The sequence below is a fragment of the Streptomyces sp. NPDC031670 genome (assembly GCF_055580545.1).
The window spans coordinates 1-16,298 of record NZ_JBVILC010000024.1; the positions used below are offsets into that span (position 1 = coordinate 1).

A 16,298-nucleotide genomic window follows, 5' to 3' on the forward strand; every position below is an offset into this window, starting at 1 on the left:
CACCCCCAACCCCCAAAGCTTCCCCCCCACCACCCCCAACACAACCCCCCCGCCCCCCCCCCCCCCCGCAACCCCCCCCCCCCCCCCCCGCTCCTGGGGGGCCGGAGAGTTCCGGCAGGTCACCCACCCCGTCACCGGGGCATCGGTGTCGGCGGCGTCAGCGGTGCGCGCTCTTCCCGCCCTTGCCGCCCTTGCCGCCCTTTCCTCCCTTGTCGGGCTCCCCGCGCTGGTTGGTGAGCCGGATGGTGACTCCCTGGGCGGTGTTGGCCGCGGTCACCCGGTGGGGGCCGCTGACCGGGTTCCTGGGCAGGACATACCCTTCGGGCACGGCCGTCTCCTGGACGTAGTAGGTGCCGAGGGGCAGATCCGTGAAGTGGCACCTCCCCGAGGCGCCGGTCGCGCAGCCGGGGCCCACCGGGGTGTCGGGGTGGGCGCCCGCAGTCTGGAGCCCGGTGATCTGGTTGGTCTCGTGCCACAGCCGGAACACCGCCCCCGGCAGCGGCCTGCCGGTCTGGGCGTCGCTCTTGTCGACGGTGAGGGAACCCTTCGGTACGACGTGCCGGTGGTTGGCCGCGGTCACGGACACACCCTGTGAGGCGTTCTCGTCCGTCAGGACCAGGGGCCCGAAGTGGGCGGGGGAGGGCAGGTCATAGCCTTGCGGGGCCCTGGTCTCCAGCCAGTAGTACGTCCCCGGGGGCACGGTGTTGACGCACGTCCCGGCCCCGTCGGTCGTGCACGCCTCGCCCCGCCGGGTGTCCGGACGGGTGCCCGACGTCTGCAACCCCTCGGTGCCGTTGGTCTCCTCCCACAGCTCGAAGACCGCCCCGGCGAGCGGCCTGCCCGTGGCGTGGTCGGTCTTGTGGACCCGCACCTCGCCCTCGACGGGCGCGGCGGCGCAGTCGGGCAGGTCCCCGTCGAAGGGGTAGTTGTGGAACTCCTGGCCACCGCCGCCCGAGGGCGGGCTGGTGTGGGTGAGCGAACCGGTCGTGAAGAAACGCCCGTTGACGCCGGGCAGACTCACCGTCGCCTGGGACACCTGGTTGCCGATGAGCACACTGCCCTGGAACTGGCCGGTACCCTTGAAGGCGACGGAGGTCGCGTCGGGGATGTTCCAGAGCAGCCGGGTGCGCAGATGGTTGAACGGGCTGGAGTCGTCGATGGTGCCGCTGTAGGTGTTGATGGTCCGGTGCTCCCCCACCACGTTGACCAGCACGGTCGCCCCGGCCGGGATGCGTGCGAAGCGGATGCCCTCCTGGCCGCCGCTCGCGCTCTGCATGTCGAAGTCGACGGTGAACACCTGGAGCATGGAGGTGCCGTCACCGGTGAACAGGGTCTCCCCGCCCCGATGGACGGCCGTCCCGGTGGGGGTGCGAGTGGCTCCGCCGGGGTGCGCGTAGCACTGGCTGGCGTCGGTGAGCTGGCCGCGCAGCTCGGTGTACGGCTCGGCCGCGTCCGCGTCCGCGTCGTGGACGGTGCGCCGGGCCAGGACGGTCCCGGTCACGGTGCCCGCGTGCCGTACGACGCCCTGCTCGGCGAGCAGCCGCTGCCCGGCCGCGACGGTGACGTCGCCGCCGGTGGTCAGCCAGTCCGCGCCGACCGGCGGGGCGACCCGTGAGCCGACCCCGGCCTCGCCCACGTTGTAGACACCGCTGACGCCCGCGGCCTTGTGCTGGTCGAAGGAGCCGAGCACGACGACCCGTCCCTCTGCCTCGGCGGCCTTCTCCCGTACGCGGAAGTCACCGCCGACATAGATGTTGACGCCGTTGTCGCGCCACCGGATCGCGCCGTTGTGGACGGGTGGATAGCCGTCGGGCGGGCAGTGCCCCGGCACGCACGGGCCGAGGCCGCCGGGCAGCGGCTGTGCGGTCAGGGCGGTTTCCGGAGCCGCCCGCCCGCCGGGCAGGGCCGCCGCCGGCGCGGGCGGAACGGTCAGGCAGAGCGCGACCGCGGTCAGCAGGGGGCCGAGGGATCCCGCGCCGGGACGGGCCAGAGGGAGTCGGAACACCGGAACAACCAGCTCCTCGAAAGTGCGTCGGTCCCCCCTCGGCGGCCAGGCTCACACACCCCTCCCGCCGGACGGGCGACCGGGGGAGTGTCGTGGACGAAGACCACCGCAAAGGACCATCGCCGACCCCGGCGGGTGGCCCGGGGCCCACGCGTCCGCCTACTCGTCGTCCCAGGCCATCGAGCTCATCCTCCAGCCCTCGGGGGTACGGACGAACTGGGTGGTCTTGCGGCCGGCGCCCTCGAACCACTCGCCGTCGAGGAAGCCGGACTTGCGGTACTCGCTGAAGCGGTGCGCGATCGAACCGAAGACCTCGGTCCGCTCCGCCACCTCCCACTCGGAGAACTCCGTCAGCGTCCCGTCGGTGAGGATCCGCTCGCGGGGTTCGACGAACGCGTCGACGTCGTGGACCACGGGCTTGTCCCCGACGTTGTTGATGATCATTCCCTGCGGGATGAACACCTCGCGGACCACCTCGACGCGCGGCCGGGCGCCGCCGGTGTTGGTGAACGCCCCGAGGAAGGTGTGCATCAACTGGTCGAGCTCGGCTTTGACATCGGACACGGTTGTTCCTCCCGGAGGCGGTCGATCGGCGACACCGATCGTCGCCCACCGCCGGTGTGCCGACAAGGGCCGCGCGGGAGCACCCGGGGTTGGCACGCCGGTCGCGCGGAATTCGGCCGTGCGTCAACCGGAGCCCACCCGACATATACGATCATGGGCGTACGAGTCTCACGAAGGCCGGGGCGCTGACCAAGTCACCGGGGAACAGGGGTACTTCTCATATGGCTTCCATCACCATCAGGCGCTCGGCGACCACGCTCGCGGCCACCGTCGCGCTCGTCGCCGGCAGCGCGGCGGGTGCCTCCGCCGCTCCGGGACCGGCCGAGCCGGATGTCGCCGCGGTGCGTACCGCTCTCCAGCGCGTGGTGGACGCGGGCGCGCCCGGCACCTTCGCGGTGATCCGCGACCACGGCGGCTCCGAGCGCAGCCGCACGGTGACCCTGGGCAAGGCGAACCTCGACGGCACCGCCATGAACGCGAACTGGCGCTTCCGCGTGGGCAGCAACTCCAAGATGTTCACCTCGGTCCTGGTGATGCGCCTTGTCGAGCAGGGCCGCATCGACCTCGACCAGCCGCTGCGCCGCTACCTGCCCGCCGGGACGCTCCCCGAGAGCTGGTCCATCACCGCCCGCCAGGCCATGGAGCACCGCGCCGGTGTGTACGACCACACCAACGACCTCCTCGAACAGAGCGGCGAGGAGACCACCGCGGCCTTCGAGAAGCGCATCCGCAACAACGTCTACGAGCCCAGGGACCTCGTGGCGATGTCGGTGAAGCACGGCCTGCAGTACACCCCGGGGACGGCGTACTCGTACTCGAACACCGACTTCGTACTGATGGGACTGGCCGCCGAGCACCTGACCGGGCGTCCCTACGCCGAGCTGCTGCGGGAGCAGATCTTCGAGCCGCTGAAGCTGCGTCAGACGACGTTCGCCGTACCGGAGAAGACCATCGCGGGCCCGCACGTCACCGGCTATCTGACCAACGACGACCGCGCCAAGCCGCTGCTGGACTCGACCGAGCAGACCGCGTCCTGGGTCTGGAGCGCGGGAGGCGTGGTCTCCTCCGCCCGCGACATGGACCGCTTCATGACCGCGCTGCTCGCCGGGAACTCCGGCGGTCTGGTCTCCGACGAGTCGGTGCGCCAGATGACGAGCGTGCTCCCCACCCCCACCGCGAAGATCAGCTACGGCCTGGGGATCCGGGAGATCGCGCTCTCCTGCGGCAAGGTGCTCGGCCACGGCGGAATCGTGCAGGGCTACCAGACGCAGACGTTCTCGACCCGCGACGGCAAGCGCACGGTCGTGCTCTTCGCCAACGCCTCCAACAACGGCACGATCACCAGCGGTCTGACGAACACGCTGGAGCCCGCGTTCTGCGGCAAGGCACCGGCCAAGGCCGCTCCCGCGCCGCGCGGCTCGCTGAGCGGCAACGGGAACGCGGACCGGCACACCGACCGCTGGATCCCGACCGTCGAGGACACCCGCATCTGAGGTGACCCCGCGTGAAGGCGCCCGCCACCGCTGACGGTGGCGGGCGCCTTCACGCGTCCGCCCGCCCCGCGCGCGGGTACGCGCGTCAGCTCGCGGGCCAGTTCCGCAGCAGCGCGTCCAGAGCGTCCAGGACCCGCGTCCACGTCTCCTGGGTGTCGGGGGCGCTGTGGCTGAAGCCGCCGCCGAGCTCCAGGGTGATGTAGCCGTGGAAGACGCTGCCGAGCAGCCGGACCGCGTGCGTCTGGTCCGGCTCGCTCAGCTCGTAGCCGCGCAGGACGGCCCGGGTCATCTGCGCGTGCCTGCCTCCGGCGCTGACGGCCGCCGCCTCCGGGGTGAGCCGGAGCTGCGCCGCGGCGTAGCGGCCGGGGTGCTCGCGTGCGTAGTCGCGGTAGACGTTCGCCAGCGCCGACAGCGCGTCCTTTCCCGCCCGTCCGGCCAGCGCCGCGGCCCCCCGGTCGGCGAGCTCCTCCAGAGCCAGCAGCGCGATCCGGGTCCTGAGGTCCTGGGAGTTCTTGACGTGGGAGTACAGACTCGCGACCTTGACGTCGAACTGGCGGGCCAGCGCCGAGACGGTCACCCGGTCGAAGCCGACCTCGTCGGCCAGCTCCGCTCCGGCCCGGGTCAGCCGTTCCGTGCTCAGACCCACACGCCCCATGGTCTTCCTCTCCTCGACCGGTACCCGACCGAAACGATTATGCGTTTGCCTAACACTTTTAGGCAAACTAGCCTCACCTTTATGAAGCAGCTGACCGAACAAGAGATCCGCGCCGCCTTCGTGAACTGCACCAAGGGCGAGGCCAAGCGCCTGGCCGTGCCGCGCGACCTGGCCGACCAGCCCTGGGACGAACTGGACTACCTGGGCTGGCGAGATCCCCAGGCCCCCGGCCGCGCCTATCTCGTCACCGAGCTGGCGGGCACCCCCAGGGCGCTCGTCCTGCGCAGCCCCGGCCACACCTCCGGGCAGGGGCGGCGCAGCATGTGCTCGATATGCCTGACGACCCACGACGGCAACGTCTCCCTGATGGTCGCCCCGAAGGCGGGCAAGGCCGGACAGCAGGGGAACTCGGTGGGTGTCTACCTCTGCGACGACCTCGCCTGCTCGTTGTACGTACGGGGCAGGAGGGACGCGGGCGTCGGAGCGCGGCTCCACGAGACGATCACGCTGGAGGAGAAGATCCACCGGGTCGTGGCGAACCTCGCCGCTTTCCTCGCCGAGGTGACCGAGGCCTGACGGCCGAGGCGTGCCTCCTTCGGGCGAACTCCGCGACCGGGTGCGAGCGATGAGGGCGAAACGGAGCGGCTCCGTCGGCTTCCGGCCGCCCCGGACGGGGCCGACGGTGGCCGGGGCGCGCGTGTTGCGCCGGTGTGTGCCCCCGGACGCCACCCGGAATGACGCGATGCGTACGCAGGACGACCGCTTCGGGGGTGGAAAAGGGCATCAATGGCACCCGCCCCGACGGCATTTGTCGCCGGATTTCCGGAACGTTGAACGGGCGGAAGTGGCCACAGTGTGGGAAATCAGTCGGTGCGCCCCAGGCCCGGTGGCCGCCGCGGGGCGGGCCGCTTAGGATCACCGACGCGGCCGTGCACCGACGCACAGCCCGCGTGCCGCCCGAGGGCGACAGCAGAACCGCGGGGGAAGACGTGGGGGAGTGGACATGGTGACGCGGGAGCGCGTGGGCGCCGGCTCTTTATCGCCTTCGCCGATCGGCGGGATCAGGCATCTGCACACCCTGGGCCCGACCGGCACCAATCTGGAAGCCGCGGCGCACGAGTGGCTGCGGCGCCAAGGACGTGACGACCGGGGGCGGGTGACCCTGCACGCGACCCTCGAATCCGCCATGGAGAGCGTGCCCAGGGACGGCGAGCACGCCCTCGTCGCCTGCGCCGTCTACCCCGAGCTGCACACCCTGGTCTTCGGCAACCTCCAGGTTTGCCGCATGGTGGACTCCTTCGTGTGGCCCACCCACGAGATGGTGCTCGCCGTGGCCCCCGGCGCGCACGCCGAGCCGCGCACCGTGGCCACCCACCCGGCCCCGGCGGGCCTCGTCTCACCGGCCGGCCGACGGCGGCTGGTGACCAGCAACGCCCAGGCGGCCATCGACTGCGCCGACGGCAGGACCGAGGGCTGTGTCACCACCGTGGTGGCCGCGAGGGCCCACGGCCTGCGCGTGCTGCGCAGCTTCGGCGAGGTGCCGATGGTCTACACCGTGCACCATGTGCGGGAGGCCGCTTCGTGACCGCAGCCCTCGGCCCCCATCGCCTCCGGGACGACCTGCTCGGCGAGGCGGAACGGCTCGGCCGGGGCCTCCTGCCGCGGATCGACGCCTTCCGCACCCGCCAGGGCGACGACGGCACGGTCATGGAGCCGGGCGAGCGGGACCGTGCCAGCCTCCTGGCCATCAGGGACGAGGCCGTGCACTGGTTCGCCGGGCACGGCAGGACGGACCAGGCCGACGCCCTGGCCGCCGACATCGACGGCTGGCTGGCCGCCGGACTCGACACGCCGCCGCACTTCGCCCGCTCCCGCGACGCCCTGACCGCCCCGGCCGACGGCGACTGGGCGGCCCTCCTCGCCCCCGTGCGGAGCACCAACAGCGTTCCGCCGGTCGGCAGGCGACTGGAGTTCTTCCTCGTCCGCCGCAAGGAGCCCGACGCCCTTCCCGAACTGGCCGTGCGCTATCCGCACCCCAAGAACAACTGCCAGGCCACCGTGCTCCTCGCCGGAAGCGAAGGGCTGACCAACGGCAATTGCATCGTCTTCTTCCCGGAGAACGTCGCGGCCCACGACAAGGTGACCGAACAGGCCTACGCGTTCTTCTTCTTCAGTAAATTCCGCCGGATCCACGAAACGTACGCGGTACCGTCCGCGCGGGCCGTCCTCACCCCGGAGTCCCTGCCGCGCGCCTCGATCGGCATGCACCCCGAGGTGTGTTACCAGGCCCGTTCCCTGTGGGGATATCTGCACGACTACTTCCACCACCAGGGACAGTGGCCGCTGGACCAGCACATCAAACTCAAGATGAACTGGTTCATCGGTGTGCTGGAAGAGCTGAAGGTCGACGCCAGGACCGTGCTCGCCTGCCACGACGAGACCGTCCCGTACGCCCACGAGCAGATCGCCATGATCCTTCTGGAGCGGATGTTCCGCTACCCGCTCGACGCCCACGCCGTCCGCAACTTCGACGCGGGCACCGGCGTGTTCCTCTACTCGTGGCTGCGCGAACGCCACGCCCTCGCCGACCACGGCAGCCGTCTGTCGCTCTCGTACGACGGCGTCATCGAAGCGCTGCGCGAACTGGTCGACACGGTGGAGGCCATGGAGGCCGCGGCCACCACACCCGAGGAGTACCGCGCGGCGGCGAGGAAACTGGTCCGCACACATCTGCGCGAGGGCGCCGAGGGCGACCGGTACGCCTTCACGGCGGACCAGTCGAGACTGGTGCGCGCCCAGGGCCGGCTGGCGTCCCTTCCCCCGCTGCGCTTCGCACCGGCCGAGCAGTGAACACCGCCGTGCGCGCGGGCCGTCGAGAGCCGTAACGAGAAGCGAGGAGACGAGCGACATGGACAGCGACGCCACGGGTGACGAGGGCCGCGCGACCGGACGGGCGCTGGACCGCTCCGCGATGGAGGCCGCGGTACGGCTGTACTTCGAGGCCTGCAACAAGGTCGACCGCGACCTGTTCGCGCGGTGCCTAGCCGAGAACGTCGTGCACTACCTGGCCGTCGGCATGGCCGGTCCGATCGAGGGCATCGACCCCGTGGTGGAGCGCTGGGGCGCCGACGTACGCGCCAACGACTCCCACTGGGCCGTGGACGCCGTCCACGCCGACCCGCACAGCCGCACCGCGACCTGCGAGTGGACCGCCTTCAAACCGCGCCTGGGCAAGGTGCTGCGCGGGGCGGAGGTCTACCGCTTCGACGAGGCGGGCCTGATCGACGAGATTCGCATCTACTACGCGTCCCGCCGTGACGACAGCGTCCCCGTCAACGAACTGGAGGGCTTCCCCTACGCGGACCGGGGATTCGCCACATGAGCGAAACGAGCCCCACGGGCACCACGAGCGACGCGAGCGATGCGCGGCCGTCCGCCGCGCCGCCGCTCGACGACCGCGACGGCGTCATCTGGCTCGACGGCCGGCTCGTGCCCTGGCGCGAGGCCCGCCTGCACGTCCTCAGCCACGGGCTGCACTACGGCGGCAGCGTCTTCGAGGGCGAGCGCGTCTACGACGGCCGGGTCTTCGAGCTCCACCGACACAGCCTCCGGCTGGTCGCCTCGGCCCGCGAGATGGGCTTCGCCCTGCCCTGGTCCGCGGACGAACTGGACGCGGCCACCCGGCAGATCGTGGCCCTGGCGGGCCTGACCGAGGGCTATGTCCGCCCGGTCGCCTGGCGCGGCAGCGACACCCTGCGGCTGGTCGCCCCGGACCCCACGGTCCATGTGGCGATCGCGGCCTGGCCCTGGCCGCGGGTCTTCGCGTCCGGGCCGCGCGGAATCCGGCTGGCCACCTCGCGCTGGCGGCGCCCCGCACCCGACACCGCCCCGGTCCGCGCCAAGACGGCCGCCCTCTACGCCCTCGGCTCGCTCGCCGGACAGGAGGCCGAAGCGGCGGGCCGCGACGACGCGCTGCTCCTCGACCACCGGGGCCGGCTGGCCGAGGCCACCGGCGCCAACCTGTTCCTGGTGATCGACGGCGCCCTGCACACGCCGCCACCGGAGTGCGTACTGGACGGCATCACCCGGCGCACCGTCCTCGCGCTCGCCCGCGGACTCGGCCTGGAGACCGTCGAGCGGCACATGGACCCGGCCGAACTCGCCCGCGCCGAGGAGGTGTTCCTGACCGGCACGGCATACGAGGTCCAGCCGGTCACCGCCGTCGACGCGCGGGAGTACCCGGTCGGCGCCGTCACGACCGCGCTGGTACGGGCGTACGGACGGGCCGTACGGGCCGGCGGGGCTCCGGCCCCCACCGGCGGGGCAGCCACGGCCGCCGCGGGCGGGAACGGATGACCGGCACCGAATCCGGCTCCGCCCGCCCGGCTCCGCCCGCCGGCCGCCGCCGGGCCTGGGCGGCGGGCGCCAGGGCCGCCGTGCCGTTCACCGTGGCGATCTTCGCGTTCGGCATCTCCTTCGGCGTCCTCGCCAAGGGCGCGGGCTTCGGCGCGCTCGGCGCGACCTCCATGTCCGGTCTGGTCTTCGTGGGCTCCTCGCAGTTCGCCGCCGTCTCGGTGATCGCCAACGGGGGCGGCTGGGCCGCCGCGGCCGTGGCCGGCACCCTGCTGAACCTGCGCTACCTCGTGATGGGCTTCGCCATCCTGCCCGCGCTGCGCGGCGGCCGGGCCCGCCGGGCGGTCGAGTCCCAGCTGGTCATCGAGGAGTCCTGGGCCATTGCCAGCGACGCGGACGGCCGCTTCGACCGGACCCGGCTGCTCTCCTCGGGCGTGGTGCTCTGGCTCGGCTGGGTCCTGGGCACGCTGCTGGGGGCGATCGGCCCGTTCAAGGCGGTGGACGTCCTCAACTACGGCCTGGACGCCGTCTCGCCGGTCCTGTTCTTCCTGCTGCTCGCGCCCCACCTCGGCACCGCCCGCAAACGGACCGCCGCCGCCACCGCGGCCGTGGCCGCGGCGGCCCTCACCGCGGCCGGGCTCCCGGACGCGGCCATCGCCGCGGCCTGTCTGATCGCCGTCGTATGGACCGCGCTGCCCATGACCCGACCGGTGAAGGGGGCCCGGTGAGCAACGACCCGTGGATCGTCGTCGGCGCCCTGGTGGTGACCACCTTCCTCATCAAGGGTGCCGGCTCGCTGGTGATGGGGGACCGCGAACTGCCCGCGTGGTTCCCCCGGTTCGTGGAGTACTTGACGCCCGCGCTGCTCGCCGTGCTCGTCGTCACCCAGCTCGTGGGCTCGGCCGGCGCGCACGGCATGACCTTCGACGCCCGGCTCGCCGGGTTCGTCGGAGCCCTGGTGGCGTGGCGGCTCAAGGCGCCCGTGCCCCTCGTCGTCCTGGTGGCCGCCGTGATCACCGCGCTGGTACGCGCCCTCAGCTGAGGTCCCCGCCGGTGCCGCGTACGGCGGCGGCGGCCTCCAGGGCCCGGGCGAGACCCGGCCCGTGTCCGGCGGCCCGGTGCATCCGCACGGCCCGCTCGGCCGCCTGCGCGGCCTTGGTGCGGTGCCCGAGCGCCAGATGGACCCGGGCGAGTTCGGTGCGCGCCTCGCCCTCGACGAGCCTGAGCCCGGCCCGCGCGGCGGTGCTCAGGGCCCGCCGTGTGTACGCGAGGGCCTCACGGTTCTCACCCAGGTGCCGATGGGCCGCCGCCAGGCCCACACAAGCCATGGCGTCCGCCCGAAGACACCCCGTCGCCCGGGCCGCGTCCAGGGCCCGCCGGTGGTGGTCGAGCGCGCCCGGCGCGTCGTCCAGGTGCAGCAGGACGGTGCCGACGGTGTTGAGGGCGTCCGGTTCGACCAGCCGGCGGTGGGTGCGGTGGGTGACGCTGAGCGCGTCCATCGCGTACTTGAGCGCGAGCCGGGGATCGTCGTTGTCGCGGCAGACGGCCGCGAGCGTGGTGAGCGCGCCCTCCGCCGCGTACGTGGACAGCAGCCTGCCCTGCGCGGCCAGCGCCCGGGTGAGCAGGCGCTGGGCCTCCTCCAGATCGCCCCGCGCGTGGTGGAGGCTGCCCAGCCCCCACAGCGACAGCATCACCGTGTGCTCGTCCCCCGAAGCCTCGGCGCGTTCGAGGGCCTCGGTGAAGTACGGGCCCGCCGCGTCCAGTCGGCCCCGGTCCAGGCGCAGGGAGCCGAGCAGGAACAGCGCCCACGCCTCCCCGGCGGGCTCACCGCCGTCGCGGTAGAGGGCCAGGGTGTGCTCGGCGTGGCGCTGGGCCTGGTCGAGAGCGCCCAGTTCGCGGAGGGAGGCGGCGAGCCCCAGTACGGCGCCGGCCCGCTCCACCGGCAGCCCGGCCCGGTCGAACAGGGCGTCGGCGCGGGCGCTGTGGCGCAGCGCCTCGTCGTGGCGGCCCAGCTCCCACAGGACGTAGCACAGGCTCCAGTGCATCACCGCGCGCGCGTGGTCGTCGTGTTCGGCGTCGGCGGCGCGCAGTCCCGTCTCCGCGGCGCGCAGCCAGGCGGTGCGCTGGCCGTGCTCCATCAGATGGCCGTGCGTGGCCAGCGCGGACTTCCAGGCGAAGGCCCGCGGACCGTGGCCCAGGGCGTACCGGGCGCAGGCCAGCAGGGCGGCCCGCTCGTCCTCCAGCCAGGACAGCGCCGCGGGCGGCCCGGTGAAGGTCAGCGGCGCGGTGGGGGAGCCGTCCGGCTCGGGCGGGGGCGCGGCGTACCAGGAGTAGAAGGTGCCGTACAGCAGATGCCCGGCCTGCTCGGCGGTCGCCAGATACCAGGTGAGCAGCCGGTCGACGGCCTCTTCCCGTAACGCGGTGTCGTCCTCGGTGCGGGCCCGTTCGCGGGCGAACAGGCGGACCAGGGCGTGCAGATGGAAGCGGCCGGGCCGGTGCGTCTGGAGCAGACTGCGTGCGACCAGCTGGTCCAGGAGCCGGGCCGTGGCCGTCAGTGGGGCCCCCGCCAGCGCGGCGGCGGCCGGGGCCGAGACCTCCGAGCCGGGGGTGAGGGAGAGCAGCCGCAGGAGCCGCCGCTCGGGTGCGGGCAGCGAGCGGTAGGACAGGGCGAGGGCGCTGCGGACACCGGTGTGCTGCTCCTGGTCGAGGGTCAGGTCGTCCAGACGGCGGTCCTCGCCGCGCAGCGTTCCGACCACCTCCGCGAGCGGCAGGTGCTGGTCGCCGATGAGGTGGGCGGCCACGATCCGCACGGCGAGCGGCAGGCCGCCGCAGAGCCGGACCGCCTCGGCCGCGGCCTCGGGTTCGCCGCGCACCCGGTCCGCGCCGATGACACGGGTGAGCAGCGCGAGCCCCTCCTCGTCGTCGAAGGCGGCCACGTTCACCCGGTGGGCGTCGTGGAACGCGGTGAGGCCCCGCAGGTCGTTGCGGCTGGTGACGACGACGAAGCAGCTCGGCGAGCCGGGCAGCAGCGGGCGCACCTGTTCGAGGCCGGCCGCGTCGTCAAGGAGGACCAGCATCCGTTTGCCGGCCAGGAGCGAGCGGTACAGGGCGGCCTTCTCGTCGGTGTTCTCCGGCAGGTGCCCGGCGCCGACCCCCAGGGCCCGCAGCAACTGGCCCAGGGCGTCGTCGGCCGTCGCCGGGGGCTCGTCGGCGTGGCCGCGCAGATTCGCGTACAGCTGTCCGTCGGGGAAGCGGTCGGCGGCCCGGTGCATCCAGTGCACGGCGAGGGCGGTCTTGCCGACGCCCGCCATGCCGGACAGCGAGGAGATCACCAGTGTCTGGCCGGGGCCGGTGGCGTACTGGGAGAGCAGCGCGTCCAGTTCGCGCAGATAGCCGGCGCGGCCGGTGAAGCTGCCGACGTCGGGCGGGAGCTGACGGGGGACCGGGAGGGCGGCGGTCGGGGGCGCGGCCGGGGCGGCCGGTTCGGCCGCGAGGGCCGGGTCGCCCACCAGGACGCGCTGATGGAGCTCCTTGAGCGGGCGGCCCGGCTCGATGCCCAGCTCGTCGTCGAGGAGCTGGTAGTAGTCGCGGTACGAGGCGAGCGCGTCGGCCTGGCGCCCCGACCGGTAGAGCGCCAGCATCAGCTGGCAGCGCAGCCGCTCGCGCAGCGGGTACTGGGCGACCAGTGTGCTCAGTTCCGGCACCGACTCCTCGTAGCGGCCCAGCTCGACGAGCGCGTCCAGTCGGTCCTCGCGCGCCACCAGGCGCAGTTCCTCCAGGCGGTCGGCCTCGGCCAGCGCGAAGCTGCGGTCACTGACGCCTTCGAGCGCGGGCCCGGTCCACAGGGCGAGGGCGCGGTCGAGCAGGGCGACGGCGGCTTCGGCGTCGTCGTCGGCCGCCGCTTTGCGGGCCTGGTCGGTCAGGTGTACGAAGTGCAGGGCGTCCACCTGTTCGTCGGCCACCTGGAGGGTGTAGCTGGTGTTGCTGCGGGCGCCCGCGCTGAGCAGGAGCTCGAAGCCGGAGGTGGCGCGCCGGCCCGGTTCCAGGATGCGCCGCAGATGCATGACGTGGGTGCGCAGCGCGCTGACCGCGCCGTCCGGCGCGTCACCCTCCCACAGGAGCTCGGAGAGCCGGGAGGTGCTGACCGGGCGGCCCCGCGCGAGGGCGAGGACCGCGAGGAGCGCGCGCTGCTGCGGCCCGAGGCCGATGTGACGGCCCTGGACCTCCACACTCACCGGGCCCAGCAGACGGATCCGGACCGACTCCTTCGGTGCCGGCTGAGCCCTGGGCCCCGAGGTGCGGCTCACACCATTGCCCTCTGCTTCCCTGTTCCCGCTGCCGATCCGCGTACCTCTGTCGCGCGTGTCCGCAGTCCCGTCCGGCGGGGAACGCTCAGCCGGGGCCGGTGACGAAGCCCCGGATGACCGGGCCGGAGACGGAGAACTCCCACGCGGTGTCGATGTCCCCCCAGATGTCGTTGTGGAAACGCGCTGTCACCGACAGACCGTCAAGTGACTCCCGTACCACCTCCATTCGCGCGTGGGCGGAGAACAGCTCGCGCTCCACCCAGGCCTCGGGATCGCGCTCGGTCCCGACGTCGACCACCGTGGCGTCCTTGGCGAGCACGGCCCACAGGGCCTGCGGATCCTGGGCGTTGACCGCGTCGACGAACGCGCGTACGACCGGATGGGAGGGCATGCCGGGGGGAGTCATGACTTGAGCCTCTCTGGAGCGGTGGGGACGGGTACGGCGCGGGCTCAGTCGTCGGTCACGGCCCGGTGCAGCGCGTGGGTGTCCTCGAAGAGGTGGTACCGGGCGATCTTCCCGTCCACGACCGTGACATGTGCGGCGAAGGGCGTCACAAGGGGCTTGCCAGTGGCTTTGACGGTGTCCCGGAGATGGCCGATGATCACCCCCTGTTCACCCTCGACCACGATGTGCGTCACCGTGAACTCCTCGGGCTTCAGATACTCGTGGAGGGTGGTGAAGAACTTCATGACCCCCTCCCGCCCGGTGCGGGATCCCGACCACGGCACCGCCGGGGAGCCCGGAGCGTTGAATTCCGCCGACTCGGCGAAGACCTGCACGGCGCCGTCCAGATCCCGCTGCGAGAGCCGGGCCAGATAGGCGTCGATCGCGGCCCGGGTGGCCTGCGCGGCTCCCTCGGGGGCCTGCCTGGTCATCTCACCAACTCCTCGTCCGTACTGTTCCCTGGGCGTGAGGCTCCAGTGTGGTGCGCCGGTGGCGGGGAGCGTAAGTCGCGCGCCGCTTTCCGGCCATGCGACCGCCGACAAGGTACGGGCGCGGGCGGGCGTGGCCGGATCGACGGGCCGGCGACCGGACGCGCTCCCGCAGGCAAGCCGACGCGGTGATGGGCGGCGAGGACCGGTCCTCGCCGCCCATCAGCCTTGCGCCGGGGCTACAGCGCCGGGTAGGCGTTCTTCATGAGCTCCTGGAACTGGGCGGAGAACCAGCGTCCCGACAGCGGGGCGTTGGGCAGGGCCCCCGAGAGGTGATTGCCGTTGCGGGGGTTGCCCGTGTACGTCGGGTCGCACATCCGGTCGAAGCCCTTGCCCTCGTTGTTCGGGATCGCGCTGCTGGAGCCGTCGGACTCACCCGGCGGCTTCATCCACACATACGCGTCGATCCCGGCGGCCGGGGCGGCCTGCGGACGTTCGCCCAGACCGGCGCCCGCCTGGTTGCACCAGTTGCCGATGTGGATGCGCCGGTCGTAACGACCGCCCTCCACATAGGTGTCCACACTGGTCTTGGCGCCCGGCCCGGCGGGCCTGGCGGTGCCGCCCCAGCCGTTGCGCGAGGTGTCGATCAGCATGCCGATCCCGGGGTCGAAGCCGACCGAGACCAGCTTGGCGCGGAACGCCTGGGCGTAGGACAGCTCATCGACGTACCGGTTCCAGTCGACCCACTTGGACTGGCGCACGGAGACCCCGTTGACGGAGTCGTCGATGGTGAAGTTGTTCTCCTTCAGGGCGCTGTAGTTGGCCGTGTTGGTGATGAAGCCGTGCACGTCGGCGGGCGTGGCGCCCTCGGCCGTGGCGGCCTTCTTGAACATGTCCGCGGAGGGCCCGAGGTTGTCGTCCCAGCCGAGCCAGCCGTGGTGGCCCGCGTCCACGTAGTTGTACACGTTCGGCACGGCGCCGAGCTTGTGCAGCGCGTAGCCGACGCCCTTGACGTAGTTGCCGTTGGCCAGCATGGTGTCGCACTGCGGGGTGGCCGTGGCCCGGCCGCCGGTGTTGGTGACGAGGTTGGGCAGCGAGTCGATCTCGACCGCGGTGACGATCCGCAGACCGGCGTACTTGCTGTCCGCGAGGATCGCGGCGATCGGGTCGATGAACTGCGTCTTGTACTTGTCGATCTCGGTCGGGCCGAGTTCACCGTTGGAGGAGAGCGCGGAGCAGTCGCGGCCCGGCAGGTCGTACACGACCAGCTGGACCACCATCTCGCCGCTGCCCTTCTGCTTCAGGGCCTCGTCCAGATGGGCGCGCAGCCCCATCTTCCCGTCGGCTCCGGCGATCGCGGCGATGCGGTCGAGCCAGATCCCGGTGGGCTGGTTGGAGACCCGGGTGCCACCGGGCTCGGCGGCTGCGTTCGCGGACCACTCCGGGTTCACGTACACCTTGGCCCCCGCGTACGGATTGTCCACGCGGTTGCCGGCCGGGGGAGTGGTGGGCGGGGTGGTCGGCGGAGTGGTCGGCGGGTCCGTGGGGGTGTCGCCGCCGTTGCAGGCCACGCCGTTGAGCGTGAACGAGCTGGGAAGGGCGTTGGTGCCGCTGTAGGAGGCGTTGAAGCCGAAGGTGGCCGAGCCGCCGGTCGCCAGCGTTCCGTTGTAGCTCTCGTTGGTGGCGGTGACGGCGGCGGCGGACTGGGTCACCTTGGCGTTCCAGCCCTGGGTGACCTGCTGGTTTCCGGCGAAGGTCCACTTCACGTCCCAGCCGTTCACGGCGGGACCGTTGTTGGTGAGCGTCACGGAGGCGGTGAAGCCGGTGGACCACTGGTTCTGCACCTGGTAGGCGACGGTGCAGCCGGTCGCCGCCGAGGCGGTGCCCGCGGCGCCGACGAGACCGGCGGTGCCGGTCGCCGCGGCGACGAGCACACCTGCGCCGAGCAGGGCGGTCCGCCTTCGCGAGGACCGGGGGGATGCGGTGGGTATGCGGCTCATGGTGGGGCGTGTCCTTTCGTGCGGTGGAGTGCGGAGATTCAGGAATTC

The 16,298-nt window shown here is 72.5% G+C and carries 15 protein-coding genes; 8 read left to right on the forward strand and 7 right to left on the reverse strand.

Features of this window, described 5'->3' with window-relative positions; genetic code table 11:
• Positions 1 to 157 precede the first annotated feature (157 nt).
• Positions 158 to 2,005: a choice-of-anchor A family protein gene (locus ACZ5ID_RS31095; RefSeq protein ID WP_468904506.1), complete on the reverse strand. Its 1,848-nt coding sequence runs from the start codon at positions 2,003 to 2,005 to the stop codon at positions 158 to 160.
• Between the two features lie 159 nt (positions 2,006 to 2,164).
• Entirely contained in the window at positions 2,165 to 2,536 is a 372-nt protein-coding gene (locus tag ACZ5ID_RS31100) for a DUF4440 domain-containing protein (protein WP_468904716.1), read from the reverse strand.
• A 254-nt stretch (positions 2,537 to 2,790) separates the two neighbouring features.
• Here ACZ5ID_RS31100 and ACZ5ID_RS31105 point away from each other — a divergent pair, with 254 nt between their 5' ends.
• Positions 2,791 to 4,062, forward strand: coding sequence for a serine hydrolase domain-containing protein (locus tag ACZ5ID_RS31105; RefSeq protein ID WP_468904509.1), 1,272 nt, complete (start codon positions 2,791 to 2,793; stop codon positions 4,060 to 4,062).
• 85 nt (positions 4,063 to 4,147) lie between these two features.
• Here the strand turns inward: ACZ5ID_RS31105 and ACZ5ID_RS31110 are convergent, their stop codons facing one another.
• Positions 4,148 to 4,717: a TetR/AcrR family transcriptional regulator gene (locus ACZ5ID_RS31110; protein ID WP_468904512.1), complete on the reverse strand. Its 570-nt coding sequence runs from the start codon at positions 4,715 to 4,717 to the stop codon at positions 4,148 to 4,150.
• Positions 4,718 to 4,798: 81 nt separating this feature from the next.
• Here ACZ5ID_RS31110 and ACZ5ID_RS31115 point away from each other — a divergent pair, with 81 nt between their 5' ends.
• From ACZ5ID_RS31115 to ACZ5ID_RS31145, 7 genes are all read left to right on the forward strand, one after another.
• Positions 4,799 to 5,293 carry an FBP domain-containing protein gene (locus ACZ5ID_RS31115; protein WP_468904514.1) on the forward strand — a complete coding sequence of 165 codons (495 nt, stop codon included), beginning with the start codon at positions 4,799 to 4,801 and terminating at the stop codon, positions 5,291 to 5,293.
• A gap of 427 nt (positions 5,294 to 5,720) precedes the next feature.
• On the forward strand, positions 5,721 to 6,302 hold the full coding sequence (locus tag ACZ5ID_RS31120; protein WP_468904516.1) for a type 2 periplasmic-binding domain-containing protein: 582 nt from the start codon (positions 5,721 to 5,723) through the stop codon (positions 6,300 to 6,302).
• On the forward strand, positions 6,299 to 7,567 hold the full coding sequence (locus ACZ5ID_RS31125) for a DUF6421 family protein (protein WP_468904518.1): 1,269 nt from the start codon (positions 6,299 to 6,301) through the stop codon (positions 7,565 to 7,567). Before ACZ5ID_RS31120 ends, ACZ5ID_RS31125 begins: the two co-directional genes overlap by 4 nt.
• 58 nt (positions 7,568 to 7,625) lie before the next feature.
• Positions 7,626 to 8,099: a nuclear transport factor 2 family protein gene (locus ACZ5ID_RS31130; protein WP_468904521.1), complete on the forward strand. Its 474-nt coding sequence runs from the start codon at positions 7,626 to 7,628 to the stop codon at positions 8,097 to 8,099.
• A complete protein-coding gene (locus ACZ5ID_RS31135; RefSeq protein WP_468904524.1) occupies positions 8,096 to 9,073 on the forward strand; it encodes a branched-chain amino acid transaminase in 978 nt (325 codons plus the stop codon). Before ACZ5ID_RS31130 ends, ACZ5ID_RS31135 begins: the two co-directional genes overlap by 4 nt.
• Positions 9,070 to 9,798, forward strand: coding sequence for an AzlC family ABC transporter permease (locus ACZ5ID_RS31140; RefSeq protein WP_468904527.1), 729 nt, complete (start codon positions 9,070 to 9,072; stop codon positions 9,796 to 9,798). The genes ACZ5ID_RS31135 and ACZ5ID_RS31140 overlap by 4 nt, the downstream gene beginning before the upstream one ends.
• On the forward strand, positions 9,795 to 10,112 hold the full coding sequence (locus tag ACZ5ID_RS31145; protein WP_468904531.1) for an AzlD domain-containing protein: 318 nt from the start codon (positions 9,795 to 9,797) through the stop codon (positions 10,110 to 10,112). Before ACZ5ID_RS31140 ends, ACZ5ID_RS31145 begins: the two co-directional genes overlap by 4 nt.
• Here ACZ5ID_RS31145 and ACZ5ID_RS31150 read toward each other — a convergent pair.
• The 4 genes from ACZ5ID_RS31150 to ACZ5ID_RS31165 form a co-directional block, all read right to left on the reverse strand.
• A complete protein-coding gene (locus ACZ5ID_RS31150; RefSeq protein ID WP_468904533.1) occupies positions 10,105 to 13,305 on the reverse strand; it encodes an AfsR/SARP family transcriptional regulator in 3,201 nt (1,066 codons plus the stop codon). The two genes, ACZ5ID_RS31145 and ACZ5ID_RS31150, sit on opposite strands and share 8 nt — an antisense overlap.
• Before the next feature lie 157 nt (positions 13,306 to 13,462).
• Entirely contained in the window at positions 13,463 to 13,783 is a 321-nt protein-coding gene (locus ACZ5ID_RS31155) for a nuclear transport factor 2 family protein (RefSeq protein ID WP_468904536.1), read from the reverse strand.
• Between the two features lie 44 nt (positions 13,784 to 13,827).
• The gene (locus ACZ5ID_RS31160) at positions 13,828 to 14,253 is read right to left on the reverse strand and encodes a nuclear transport factor 2 family protein (RefSeq protein ID WP_468904538.1); all 426 of its coding nucleotides are present in this window, start codon (positions 14,251 to 14,253) and stop codon (positions 13,828 to 13,830) included.
• A 236-nt stretch (positions 14,254 to 14,489) separates the two neighbouring features.
• Complete coding sequence (locus ACZ5ID_RS31165; protein WP_468904541.1) at positions 14,490 to 16,250, reverse strand: glycoside hydrolase family 6 protein; 1,761 nt, start codon at positions 16,248 to 16,250, stop codon at positions 14,490 to 14,492.
• Positions 16,251 to 16,298: the final 48 nt, after the last annotated feature.